Source organism: Roseovarius aestuarii, from assembly GCF_019966515.1.
GTDB lineage: Bacteria > Pseudomonadota > Alphaproteobacteria > Rhodobacterales > Rhodobacteraceae > Roseovarius > Roseovarius aestuarii.
This window is the reverse complement of record NZ_JAIMIB010000013.1, coordinates 130,619-142,307: the sequence shown is the minus strand read 5'-3', so window position 1 is coordinate 142,307 and position 11,689 is coordinate 130,619. Positions and strand designations below refer to the sequence as shown.

Annotated in this window: 10 protein-coding genes, 1 tRNA gene and 1 pseudogene; 10 read left to right on the top strand and 2 right to left on the bottom strand. The window is 57.1% G+C overall.

Going from position 1 to position 11,689, the window contains the following annotated elements:
* The 5 genes and pseudogenes from LC334_RS15685 to LC334_RS15665 all read left to right on the top strand — a co-directional run.
* Nucleotides 1-174, top strand: a pseudogene (locus LC334_RS15685) (ectoine hydrolase DoeA); the annotation flags it as partial.
* Between the two features lie 5 nt (nt 175-179).
* Nucleotides 180-1,172, top strand: coding sequence for a N(2)-acetyl-L-2,4-diaminobutanoate deacetylase DoeB (doeB, locus tag LC334_RS15680; protein ID WP_085801374.1), 993 nt, complete (start codon nt 180-182; stop codon nt 1,170-1,172).
* 25 nt (nt 1,173-1,197) lie between these two features.
* Nucleotides 1,198-1,719, top strand: a complete 522-nt coding sequence (locus LC334_RS15675; protein WP_085801373.1) for an Lrp/AsnC family transcriptional regulator — start codon at nt 1,198-1,200, stop codon at nt 1,717-1,719.
* A 72-nt stretch (nt 1,720-1,791) separates the two neighbouring features.
* Nucleotides 1,792-3,267: an NAD-dependent succinate-semialdehyde dehydrogenase gene (locus LC334_RS15670; protein ID WP_085801372.1), complete on the top strand. Its 1,476-nt coding sequence runs from the start codon at nt 1,792-1,794 to the stop codon at nt 3,265-3,267.
* A gap of 1,407 nt (nt 3,268-4,674) precedes the next feature.
* A complete protein-coding gene (locus LC334_RS15665) occupies nt 4,675-5,301 on the top strand; it encodes a dioxygenase family protein (protein ID WP_085801370.1) in 627 nt (208 codons plus the stop codon).
* A 183-nt stretch (nt 5,302-5,484) separates the two neighbouring features.
* On the opposite strand, the gene LC334_RS15660 is transcribed toward LC334_RS15665, so the two are convergent.
* Nucleotides 5,485-5,558, bottom strand: a tRNA-Cys gene (locus LC334_RS15660).
* A gap of 144 nt (nt 5,559-5,702) precedes the next feature.
* Between LC334_RS15660 and LC334_RS15655 the strand changes: the two genes are divergently transcribed.
* The 3 genes from LC334_RS15655 (at nt 5,703) to LC334_RS15645 (ending at nt 9,089) form a co-directional block, all read left to right on the top strand.
* On the top strand, nt 5,703-6,356 hold the full coding sequence (locus LC334_RS15655) for a protein-L-isoaspartate O-methyltransferase family protein (protein ID WP_085801369.1): 654 nt from the start codon (nt 5,703-5,705) through the stop codon (nt 6,354-6,356).
* A gap of 52 nt (nt 6,357-6,408) precedes the next feature.
* The gene (locus LC334_RS15650; protein ID WP_085801368.1) at nt 6,409-7,800 is read left to right on the top strand and encodes a TolC family outer membrane protein; all 1,392 of its coding nucleotides are present in this window, start codon (nt 6,409-6,411) and stop codon (nt 7,798-7,800) included.
* Nucleotides 7,801-7,871: 71 nt separating this feature from the next.
* The gene (locus LC334_RS15645) at nt 7,872-9,089 is read left to right on the top strand and encodes a prolipoprotein diacylglyceryl transferase (RefSeq protein WP_139836453.1); all 1,218 of its coding nucleotides are present in this window, start codon (nt 7,872-7,874) and stop codon (nt 9,087-9,089) included.
* 13 nt (nt 9,090-9,102) lie between these two features.
* On the opposite strand, the gene LC334_RS15640 is transcribed toward LC334_RS15645, so the two are convergent.
* Nucleotides 9,103-10,557 carry a cobyric acid synthase gene (locus LC334_RS15640; RefSeq protein WP_085801366.1) on the bottom strand — a complete coding sequence of 485 codons (1,455 nt, stop codon included), beginning with the start codon at nt 10,555-10,557 and terminating at the stop codon, nt 9,103-9,105.
* Between the two features lie 57 nt (nt 10,558-10,614).
* On the opposite strand from LC334_RS15640, the gene LC334_RS15635 reads away from it, so the two are divergent.
* Both LC334_RS15635 and LC334_RS15630 read left to right on the top strand, forming a co-directional pair.
* Entirely contained in the window at nt 10,615-11,199 is a 585-nt protein-coding gene (locus tag LC334_RS15635; protein ID WP_085801365.1) for a cobalamin biosynthesis protein CobQ, read from the top strand.
* Between the two features lie 22 nt (nt 11,200-11,221).
* A complete protein-coding gene (locus LC334_RS15630) occupies nt 11,222-11,632 on the top strand; it encodes a GFA family protein (RefSeq protein WP_085801364.1) in 411 nt (136 codons plus the stop codon).
* Nucleotides 11,633-11,689 lie beyond the last annotated feature (57 nt).

Here is an 11,689-nt window from a genome sequence, read left to right as displayed (position 1 = left end):
TTCTCACTGCGCCCCGGAGACAAGACGGTCTTGCAGGAAAACATGACCCTGCATTTCATGACCGGCCTCTGGATGGAGGATTGGGGCTTCGAGATCACCGAAAGCATCCGCATCACCAAAACCGGCCATGAATGCCTGGCCAATGTGCCGCGCAAGATGGTCGTGAAGGTCTGAAGTCCATGAAACCAAATCCGATTTCGCCGACCATCCCTCTGGATCAGGACGGCATCCACCATGGCTTCCTGCGGCTGCCCTATAGCCGCGATGACAGCGCATGGGGCTCGATCATGATCCCGCTGACTGTGGTCAAAAACGGTGAGGGTCCAACGGCCCTGCTAACCGGCGCCAATCACGGCGACGAATACGAAGGTCCGGTTGCCCTGCAGGAACTGACGGTCACGCTGAAGCCCGAGGACATCTCCGGACGGGTGATCATCGTGCCCGCCTTCAACTACCCGGCCTACCGCGCGGGGTTGCGTACCTCGCCCATCGACAACGGAAATATGAACCGATCTTTCCCAGGCCGTCCCGATGGCACGGTCACCGAGAAGATCGCGGACTATTTCCAACGCTACCTCTTGCCTCTGGCGGACATGGCGGTGGATTTCCACTCGGGGGGCAAGACGTTGGATTTCGTGCCATTCGCGGCGGCGCATATTCTCGAGGACAAGACACTCGAGTCCGCCTGTTTTGCCGCGATGGCCGCGTTCAACGCGCCCTATTCGGTGCAGCTTCTGGAGATCGACAATGTCGGCATGTACGACACGGCGGTCGAAGAGATGGGCAAGGTGCTGGTCTCGACTGAGCTGGGCGGTGGCGGCTCGGCCACGGCCAGGTCGATTGCCATCGCAAAGAAGGGCCTGCGCAACGTGCTGATCCATGTGGGCATTCTGAAAGGTGAGATGCAGATCGATCCGACCGTGTGCCTGGACATGCCGAACGGCGATTGCTTTGTGTTCTCGGAAAATGACGGGCTTTATGAGCCCATGGTCGATCTGGGTGATCCCGTCAGCGAAGGTGACGTAGTCGCCCGCGTCTGGCCCGTGGAACGAACGGGTGTCGAACCCATCGAATTTCGCGCCAAAGTGTCGGGCCTGCTGATCAGCCGCCATTTCCCCGGCCTGATCAAGGCAGGCGACTGCGCCGCCGTGATCGGCATGGCTGTCGGTTAGGCTGGGTTGACCAGAGGGGGGTCCTATGCGGCTTGATGCCCGTGATCTAGCCATATTGCGGGTGCTCTCGTTTGAGGGCCGCATCACCAAGGCGGCCCTGGCCGAGCGGGTCGGGCTGTCGCCCACGCCCTGTTGGGAGCGTTTGAAAAAGCTCGAAAAGGCCGGGGTGATCGAAAGCTTCCGCGCAGAGATCAACCTGAGCAAGCTTGGCCCGAACGTGACGATTTTCACATCGGCGGAACTCTCCGACCACACCGCCGCCAGTTTTCGCAAATTCGAGGCCGCTCTGCAGCGCTACGAAGAAGTGGTCGCCTGTTGGGCGCTTGGCGGTGGGTTCGACTATTTCCTGCAGATCGTGACGCGCGATATAGATGCCTATCAGCGCCTGATCGACGACATGCTGGATGCCCGCATCGGCCTGTCGCGTTATTATACCTACATCGTCACCAAGCCTGTGAAGGGACCTGCCGTTCCGCCCATATCGCTGATTGCAGGAGTGGAGGATCAAATCTCTGCCCCGAAGGGAGGGAGCAGAAGAATCCTCTGAATATTGGCGCTCATTTGGTCCCATCATTTGCCTTGGATGCAGGAGAATCTGCCACCACTAGGGGAGGCTCTCATGACCAATTTAACGCTCATTGCCCGCGATGATATTGCAGACAAATCTCTGGTGCGCTGTTTTTCGTATGTAAATGGCAAATGGCGTGCAGCCGGATCTGGCAAGACGATACCTGTCACCGATCCGGCAACCGGCGAAATTATCGGCGAAGTGGCAAGCTTATCATCCGAGGAATCGTCCTTCGCCGTTAATGCCGCCCAGGTCGCCTTTCCCGCCTGGTCCGGTCTCTTGCCACAGGAACGCTCGGCCATCCTGCGGCGCTGGTTCGAACTGATGCTGGCGCATAAAGAAGACCTGGCCCGGATCATGGTGCTGGAACAAGGCAAACCCCTCTCCGAGGCGCGAGGGGAGATCGACTATGCGGCCTCGTTCGTGGAGTTCTACGCCGAGGAAGCCAAGCGCCCAAATATCGAAGGTGTCACCAGCCATCTGCCCGACGCTGAGGTCGAGGTCTGGTTGGAACCGGTTGGCGTGGCGGCGCTGATCACACCGTGGAACTTCCCATCGGCGATGTTGACCCGCAAGGCGGCAGCGGCGATGGCGGTGGGTTGCACGATCGTAGCACACCCCTCTGGCGAGACGCCGTTCTCCGCGCTTGCGCTCGCGGAACTGGCCGAGCGTGCCGGTGTTCCAGCGGGGGTTTTCAATGTGATCACCGGTCGTTCCGCAACTGTGGTTGAACCTTGGACAAAGGATGCGCGCGTGCGGGCGCTTTCCTTTACCGGCTCCACCGAAATTGGTCGGCTTCTCTATCGTCAATCCGCCAGCACTGTGAAAAAACTGGTGATGGAACTCGGCGGGCACGCCCCTGTCATTGTTTTCAAGGGATGCGATCTGGACGTCGCCGTGTCCGAAACCATCAAGGCCAAGTTCGCCACCTCGGGGCAGGATTGCCTGGGCGCCAACCGGATTTTCGTGGAACGCCCGATCTACCAGGAATTCTGCGCCCGATTTACCGAAGCGACACGAGGGTTAAGTATCGGAGTTGGCATGGATGATCCGGATATCGGCCCGCTGATGAATGAAAAAGCCGTGCGCAAGCAGGAAGAGCATGTGTCTGACGCGCTAGAGAAGGGCGCGACACTGGCCTGTGGTGGTACGCGCCATGCGTTGGGGCCGTTGTTTTACGAGCCAACCGTGCTGACTGATGTACCGCCAGATACCGCAATCATGTCGGAAGAGACATTCGGCCCGGTGGCCGCCATCGCGCCATTTGGCACTGAGCACGAGGTGATCGCCCGCGCCAATGACACTGAATACGGGCTTGTCGCCTATCTGCACAGCCACGACCCGCGGCGCATCTACCGCGTTTCGCGCGCGTTGCAATTTGGCATGGTTGCGGTCAACCGCACCAAGGTCACCGGCGCGCCAATCCCCTTTGGTGGCACCAAACAATCCGGCCTGGGCCGCGAAGGAGCGCGACTGGGCATGGAAGAGTTCACTGAGATCAAATACGTGTGCCGCGATTGGGCTTGAGTAAGTGAAACGTGTTCAAGGATAGGCAGATTGCGTGATCGGTCGTTTTCACAATGTGCCCTATCTGATTTGGAGGTAACGCACATGAAGAAGGCTGTGGGTGTGGCGTTGCCGTTACCCTATTGAGCTCCTCGCAGATTGCGATCATAGAAGCGTCTGAACGATAGCTGATCCCGCGTATTTGTGTGATTGGGTCGTGTGCCGCGAACATTCGGTTTGGTTTCGGTTGGACCCATCCAAATTGAATGACCGATCTGGTGACTTCCACTGCATTGCCACAACTGCGCCGCTGCCACCGCGGCAATTTTCTGCATAAGCACAAGCTGCAACTGCTCGAGTCTGCTTAGTCCGCAAAGCCGCCATCCACTGCGGAAAAACCCGATTTACTGCGTCAGATGACAGGAAAGAGCCCTGGGCGGAAATTGGCTTCGTGGGTGCAGGAGATAGGTCTTGTTGATTCTCTCATTTGATGGGTGGGCGTCAATTTGTGCATAGTTTTAAGCGAGGTTCTGTCGAGCATCGCAACCTAGGGAAGTTTTCTCAAATTGAGAAAATCCTCGTGATAGAAGCCAAGGCGTTATTTCGCTGTGGACAGGGCTTTTTGTGCGACAGTTCGCCTGTCAAAACGCAAGAGATTCATTAATGGTTTTGGTTTCAAAAAATCTAGCCCATTTAAGACGCCTCCTATCCAATCAAAGTTAACTCAATTGGATCACTTCTACTCATGGATAAGTTTTTGAATTCACGTTCCAAGAAATGTAGCGCGGTCGTTGGTCAATTCGACATCACTGAAGACACGTTTGTCTTTAATGAAGATGAACCAAACGCGTCACTTCAACCTACTTTTGTTTCAAGGCGACTATTAGTATTACGCTCAGGAAAATAGTTTGCCCGTTTAAACAATTGCCCGGCTATCACTTCTTCAACCTCACCCCAGGTCCGCCACCGTTCCTATATGCTGGAAAAGGATCGAAGCGTCGTTACTTGCAATACCCGTGTTGGCTATGTGCTCGGCTTCGCTTCGTCTCAAACTTCGCGTATCTACCACCTGAATAGCGGGGGCAATCACGCGCCTGGCCTGCTGCAATCGCCAGAGCGCCGATTTCATCTTCGCCCAAGTTGCAAACGCCAATCCAGCGGTCGCGGTTCTTCTTTCCTGTAAGCCAGCAGCGAACAGGTGCCATCCCGAAGCGTTCCGCGATAACGACAACCGTGTGTTTGGCTATATGGTTACAGGCCAACTGTTATTGTAGGCACTGTTCTGTGCTTAGCTTTTGCAGCGCTCTTCGAAGCTTTAGGTGATTAGGTGGCGGGGGTTGTCTCCGCTTACGTGGTATCATCGTTCAACAATGACTAAATACGAAGATATCGCCAACGCACCCCTTTTGCGCGGGAAAGGATCACGTCATGAAAAAGCACGAAAAGTTCCGCCGTAGCCTGCTAGGCGGAATAGCAGGACTGATGGGCACCAGTACGTTGGGTTCAAAAGCCGCTGCGGCAGTGCTGACACCAAACGCCACAGAAGGCCCGTATTATCCAACCCCAACCATGCGGACGTCCGATATAGATAATGACCTGATCAAGATTAGGGGACTTGTTGAAGAAGCGGGTGGCGAAGTCTTCACACTGCGTGGGACAATCACTAGTAGCGATGGACAACCCCTTTCGGGACATCGCATCGAAATTTGGCAATGCGATATGGATGGCAACTATATGCACCCACGCGACCGCCGCAGTGTAAACTTTGACCAGGCCTTCCAAGGCTTTGGTCATGACGTAACGGATGATGGTGGGAACTACGTGTTCCGTACGATTAAGCCGACAATCTACCCCGGACGCACGCCCCATATTCACGTAAAGGTGTTTGACGGCAATCGCGAGTTGTTGACCACGCAGTTTTACATCAAAGGCGATCCGAACAATGCCCGCGACGGGCTATTCAACCGCATGTCCAAAGTTAAGGCTAATGCGGTGTCAATGGAGTTTGTGCAGGGTGAAACCGGGACCGAAGCGACGATCAACATTGTCGTTTAGAGCGGTACCTGCATCAGTATCGCGGTCAATTGGTAATCCGGCACCACTGTATCAGTTTGTCTTGGTCGCTATCCTTCACGGAAATGATGCCCAAGCCACACCAATTGTCCCCCATATGTCCCCCAGAACACTCTGTGAGCTCTAGGGTTTGGTGAGAAAACATCGTAAGTCATTGAAATTAAATGGAGGCGAGTACCGGAATCGAACCGGTGTACACGGATTTGCAATCCGCTGCGTCACCACTCCGCCAACTCGCCGCCGTCGTGGTGGACGTCGATTATCTGATCACCCCTGACTGCGCAAGAGGCCGGAGGCAGGAAATCGCCGCGCGCAGGCATTGTTCACGCTGGGGTTCTGTGTCAAAACCATCAGCAAGGATTCCGAACGCAAGAGTTTAGCTGATGACTGACTATGCCGAGCGCCGCACCATCATGGTCGATACACAGGTTCGCCCATCGGATGTAACGAAGTTTCCAATCATCGACGCGATGTTGTCTGTCCCGCGTGAGGCCTTCGTGCCGCGCCATCTTCGCGAGGCGGCCTATATGGGCGAAAATATCGACCTGGGCGCCGGGCGCGTTATATTGGAGCCGCGAACGCTGGCCAAGATGCTGGATGCATTGGAGTTTCATGGCAATGAGCTAGTGCTGGATATAGGGAGCGCTCTGGGGTACTCGGCCGCAATAATGGCGCGCATGTCTGAGGCAGTCGTGGCGACTGAGGAAAACGCCGAAATGGTCGCGGAAGCGCAGGGATTGCTGACCGAGCACGGTGCCGACAATGTCATTCTGCACGAAGGCTCATTGGCAGCGGGGGCGGCTGAACACGGCCCCTATGATGTCATTACCGTGCAAGGGGCGGTCGAAGATCTTCCCGCGGCTTTGAGCGATCAGTTGAAGGATGGCGGCCGTATCGCATGTCTGTTCATGGAAGGCGCGCTTGGCGCTGTCCGGATCGGCTATAAAATTGATGGCAGGATCAATTGGCGATTTTCGTTCAACGCCGGGGCGCCGGTGATACCGGGGTTTGAAAAGCACGCGGCATTTGCATTCTAGATCAGCAGGGTCTGGTCAGTTGGAGGCTGTTTTAGTGAAGAGAGCTATTTGGGTGAAGATTGGGGTTGCCGGGCTGGCCGTGATTGTCGGGCTGAGCGTGTCGGCGACTGCGCGTGCCGAGACGCTGGCCGACGCGCTGGCTGATGCTTACGAGCATAGCGGGTTGTTGGAGCAGAATCGGGCGCTGCTCAGGGCTGCCGACGAGGATGTGGCCATTGCAGTGTCGGGGCTGCGCCCCATCATCAACTGGACCGCTGATCTGACGCGGTCTTTTGGCCGCAATCGCAACGCGAACGGTACCGTCAACTCGGACTCGACAGATGTGAACGTGGGCATTACCGGTCAGCTGTTGCTTTATGATTTCGGGCGCACTCGGCTGCAGATAGAATCGCAGAAAGAGCTGGTTCTGGCTACGCGCCAGGGGCTGATTTCGGTGGAGCAACAGGTGCTGCAGCGCGCCGTTGCCGCCTTCATGAATGTACGGCGCAATAGCGAGGTTGTGGCGATCCGCAAGAACAACCTGCGCCTGCTGACAGAGGAACTTCGCGCCGCGAAAGATCGTTTCGAAGTGGGGGAAGTGACCCGCACCGATGTCGCGCAGGCCGAAGCCCGTCTTGCCAATGCCCGAAGCGGTCTTGCCTTGGCAGAAGGTGATCTGGTGCAATCGATCGAAGAATTTCGTGCCGCAGTAGGGCGTAAACCCGGCAATCTGGTGCCGCCTGGGCGGCTGCCGCGATTGTCGGGCGATGTCGAGGCGGCCAAGGCCGTGGCAGTTCGGCGGCATCCGGACATGTTACAGGCGCAGCACAATGTCGCGGCGGCCGACTTGAATATAGAGGTGGCTCAGGCCGCGATGAAACCCACCGTCAACCTGACCACAAGACTGAGTGCGGGAGAGGAAATTGGCGGCAGCGACTATACCCGCAATGGCTCGGTCGGTGTCGAGATCGGTGGGCCGATTTATCAAGGTGGACGTCTAAGCGCCGCAACCCGTCAGGCGATGGCGCAGCGCGATGCGCAGCGCGGTGCGCTGCATGTTGTGCGCCATCAGGTGCAGCAGAATGTTGGCAATGCCTATGCCAACCTGCGTGCCGCGCAGGCTGCGACCGTTGCGGGCGAGGAGGGCGTACGCGCGGCCACTGTTGCTTTCCGCGGTGTCCGCGAAGAGGCCAAGCTGGGCGCCCGAACGACGCTTGACGTGCTAGATACCGAACAAGAATTGCTGGATGCCCGCGCCAACCTGGTTTCGGCCCAGGTCGATGTCTATATCGCGGCCTACAGCGTTCTGGCAGCAACCGGAGAGTTGACGGCAAAGGATCTGAATCTCGGGGTGCAGACCTATGATCCGACAGCTTATTACAATCTGGTCAAAGATGCGCCGGTGAAACGGAGCAAGCAGGGCAAGAAACTGGACAGGGTTTTGCGGGCCTTGGGTAAAAATTAAAACCTTCTCTAATCTGTTGTGTGAGAAGATGGGCGTCGTTAAGTTGTGTCCAGGCAAGAGTGGTAACCAATATGTCGAAACCCGTACCAAACGTGGAAATTGAGGATGTTCTTTCGTCCATTCGCAGGCTGGTGTCCACGTCTGACCGAGTAGAGCGCGCAGTGCCTGAGGCTGGGGCGGACGCTACGGACAAGTTGGTACTGACACCGTCTCTCAGGATTGATGATGCGGTCGGAAAAGGCGCGTCGAGCGCAGAGGAAGCCCCAGAAGAACAAGGAGATACTTCAGGGATTTCGGAGGATTCACGATCGGATGACGGGGTGTCGGAGCGCGCATCGGTTGAAAGCGCAGCAGAACAGGCGCTTGAGCATGGTGATGAATTTCTGGCATTTGTGAAGGAAACGGACGTACCAGAGGACGGACAGGCTGAAGCAAGCAGCGATGCTGAGCCGAGTGCCGATGATGCGTTGCAAGAGCCTGAAGGCAGCCTCTCGGAAGGTATTGATGGTGATCCGGATGTCGAAGAAGAGGTCAGCGCCACGGATGCATCGGACGACGATGATGCGGATGGTGATTTGACGCTCGACTTAGCTGAAAGCCCGGAGCTCGAAGATCAAATGCCCGATCAGGATACCGCGAACAACTTGCAGCGCAGGGCAGCAGAATTCGAAGCGATTGTTGCGAAAACCGTAGATCAATGGGATCCTGACGGAACAACGCAGGACGAAAATGCCGCCGTGTCTGGTGGCCCTGTCCCGTGGCAGGACGAAGATGATCAGGCGCCGGACGACGCTACTGTGATTGATGATCCACTGTCGATTTTCGATCAAGATGAGCAAATGGAGGCGGATGAGCCCAGCGAAGGTATGCTGAGTGGGGGGGCGACCGCGGCGGAAGCCTCATCGGAGACAGAAGCTCCTGAAAATCCTGTGGCAGAGGAAGTTTCAGACGCTGTCGATGCGGAACTGCGCGACGATGAGGGTGATGAGAGCGCCGCGCCGCCAAACGAAACCTTACTTCTTGATGCTGAAAGCATGCCGTTCGAGTTCCGCTCACATGCAACCGCTGCGCTCCAGGGGGCCTTGAATGCATCGGTTGAGAGAGAGTTGGGAGAGGCCGCACTGGCAAAGGAAGAGGCCTTGCTGGATGAGGAGATGCTGCGTGACATGGTAAGCGATATCGTGCGGCAGGAGCTACAGGGCGCTCTGGGAGAACGGATTACCCGAAACGTCCGCAAGCTGGTGCGTCGCGAAATCCACCGCGCTCTGGCAAGTCGGGAACTGGACTGATCAAACGACCAGACTAGGCCGATGGCGGGGCTGCAAGTTGCAGCAATTTATCCAGATCCATGTGTTTCTCTAGATGATGCGCCAGCGCATCCAGTGTGCCATCTACATCCGACGCATAAGTCAGTCGCGAGCTGGCCCCCATTTCAGCAAGAAACGCAGCGCGAAACGCATCGGCGGTGAAGAGACCGTGGAGGTAACACCCGCGAATGTGGCCATCAGCGCTGGCGGCACCTTCGGGCCGATCCGCAACCGACAGCCACGCGCGCGCGCAATCGGGACCGCTGGTTTCGCCCAGATGTATTTCATAGCCTTCCACCCCATCGCCAGTAGCCGTGTAGGTGGCCTGGGTCAGTGATAGTCGCTTTTGCGGCTTCATGACCGTCACGATATCCAGATGACCTAATCCCTCTATCTCAGTCTGGGTGCCTTCGATTCCGTCAGGATCGGCAATCTTGTGGCCCAGCATCTGATACCCGCCACACAGGCCCAGCACATGTCCGCCACGCCGGATATGGGCCGTAAGGTCGATATCCCAGCCATTGGCGCGGAAATCCACCAGATCGGCAATGGTGGATTTGCTGCCCGGGATCAGCACCAGATGGGCATCACCGGGCAGGGGTTGCCCGGGCTGGATAATCTCAACACTCACATCCGGTTCGGAAGAGAGCGGATCGAGGTCGTCGAAATTGGCAATGCGGGCCAGCCTAGGTACCGCGATCTTGAAGCTGCCGCCTCTGGTTGAGGAGATATCAAGCACATCTTCCGCCGGAAGCCGCCAGGCCTCGTCGAACCACGGTATGACGCCAAGCGGCGGCCAACCAGTCCGGGTAATGATTTCTTTAAGGCCTTCATTAAAAAGATCAGGATCACCGCGAAACTTGTTGATGGAAAAGGCTTTAATACGCCTCTCATCTGCCATCGGCAGGATAGCCTGCGTCCCTACGATCTGGGCAATGACGCCGCCGCGGTCAATGTCACCCACCAACACCACAGGGACGCCTGCGGCTTCGGCAAAGCCCATATTGGCGATATCACCTGATCGCAGATTAATCTCGGCCGGGCTGCCAGCGCCTTCGATCAGGACCAGATCAACTTCGGCGCAAAGGCGGTGAAAACTGTCCAGCACCGCCGGCATCAGTTTGGCTTTTTGCTTGCCATAGTCCGCAGCCCTGAGTGTGGCGCAGCGCTGTCCGTGCACGACGATCTGTGCCCCGGTCTCGGTCTCGGGTTTCAGCAGCACGGGGTTCATATCGGTATGAGGTTCGCGCCGGGCTGCCAGCGCCTGAAGCGCCTGCGCCCGCCCAATCTCGCCTCCGTTTGGTGTTACCGCAGCGTTGTTGGACATGTTCTGTGGCTTGAATGGCGCCACCGACAGGCCGCGATTGACAAAAGCCCGCGCCAGGCCAGCCACGATCATCGACTTGCCCACATTCGAGCCCGCCCCCTGGATCATGATAGCTTTTGTCATGGTCTGCCTCGTCCTTTATATCGGGGTGATACGCGCGAGCTGTGCGAAGGGGAAGTCATGAATACACCTGCGCATTTGATTTTTGCCGCCGCCGCCTTCGCCCGCCCGCACGAGCGCCGCCGAACGGTTGCCGCGCTGGCAGGGGCGCTGGCACCCGACCTGTCGCTTTATCTGATGGCAGGTTTTGCGCTTTTCGTGATGGGGCTCAGCCCGCACTATGTGTTCGACACGCTCTATTTTTCCGATGCCTGGCAGACGGTTTTCAGGATTGATAACTCGTTTATTCTGTGGGGCATTGGCCTGGTCTTGGCCTGGTGGTTTCGCGCTCCCGCCGCGATGGTGTTTGCGGCGGCGGGGCTATTGCATCTGGCTTTTGATTTTCCCCTGCACCATGATGACGGGCGGGCGCATTTCTGGCCGCTCAGCGACTGGGTGTTCCACAGCCCGCTGAGCTATTGGGACAATCGCCACTATGGTGGTATTGTCGGCCCGATCGAGATGCTGGTCTCGTTTGGTTTATGCGTGGTGCTGTTTTTCCGGTTTGGCAGCCTGCGGTCGCGTGCCATGATCTGTGCGGTGGCCGCGATGCAACTGAGCCCGGTGTTCATCTGGGCGTATGTCTTTGCCTTAGGCGGTACCTGATGACGGGGAAAGAGGAAGAAGTATGAAGATCACGGGTGGATGTCATTGCGGAGAAATAACATATGAGGCCGAGCTTGATCCGGACAAGGTCGGTATCTGCCATTGCACCGATTGCCAGTCCCTATCGGCATCGGCCTATCACGTCATAGCGATGGCGGCGGGCGAGACCTTTCAGATCACGAAAGGGTCGCCGCGTATCTATGTGAAAACGGCCGACAGCGGCAATCGTCGCCGACTGGCGTTTTGCGGCAATTGCAGCTCTTCGATCTATTCATCAGAAGACAGCGAAACACCGCCTCTCTATAATATTCGCGCAGGTACCATGCATCAAAAGCGTGAGATAGAGCCAGTATTCGAATGCTGGTACGCGTCGGCATTGCCCTGGGTTGAGAGCACACGTAATACGCGAAAGTTCGATGGCAATCCTGGATAGACGCGGTCAGGGCAGGTGCCGCAAAAACGAAAAGCCCCGCCGAGAGGCAGGGCTTTC

What these genes read in the sequence shown, in the direction of transcription:
- LC334_RS15635 (WP_085801365.1), top strand. Translation starts at nt 10,615, where the DNA reads ATGAATACACCTGCGCATTTGATTTTTGCCGCCGCCGCCTTCGCCCGC.
- LC334_RS15645 (WP_139836453.1), top strand. Translation starts at nt 7,872, where the DNA reads ATGTCGAAACCCGTACCAAACGTGGAAATTGAGGATGTTCTTTCGTCC.
- LC334_RS15670 (WP_085801372.1), top strand. Translation starts at nt 1,792, where the DNA reads ATGACCAATTTAACGCTCATTGCCCGCGATGATATTGCAGACAAATCT.
- LC334_RS15640 (WP_085801366.1), bottom strand. Translation starts at nt 10,557, where the DNA reads ATGACAAAAGCTATCATGATCCAGGGGGCGGGCTCGAATGTGGGCAAG.
- LC334_RS15665 (WP_085801370.1), top strand. Translation starts at nt 4,675, where the DNA reads ATGAAAAAGCACGAAAAGTTCCGCCGTAGCCTGCTAGGCGGAATAGCA.
- doeB (WP_085801374.1), top strand. Translation starts at nt 180, where the DNA reads ATGAAACCAAATCCGATTTCGCCGACCATCCCTCTGGATCAGGACGGC.
- LC334_RS15630 (WP_085801364.1), top strand. Translation starts at nt 11,222, where the DNA reads ATGAAGATCACGGGTGGATGTCATTGCGGAGAAATAACATATGAGGCC.
- LC334_RS15655 (WP_085801369.1), top strand. Translation starts at nt 5,703, where the DNA reads ATGACTGACTATGCCGAGCGCCGCACCATCATGGTCGATACACAGGTT.
- LC334_RS15675 (WP_085801373.1), top strand. Translation starts at nt 1,198, where the DNA reads ATGCGGCTTGATGCCCGTGATCTAGCCATATTGCGGGTGCTCTCGTTT.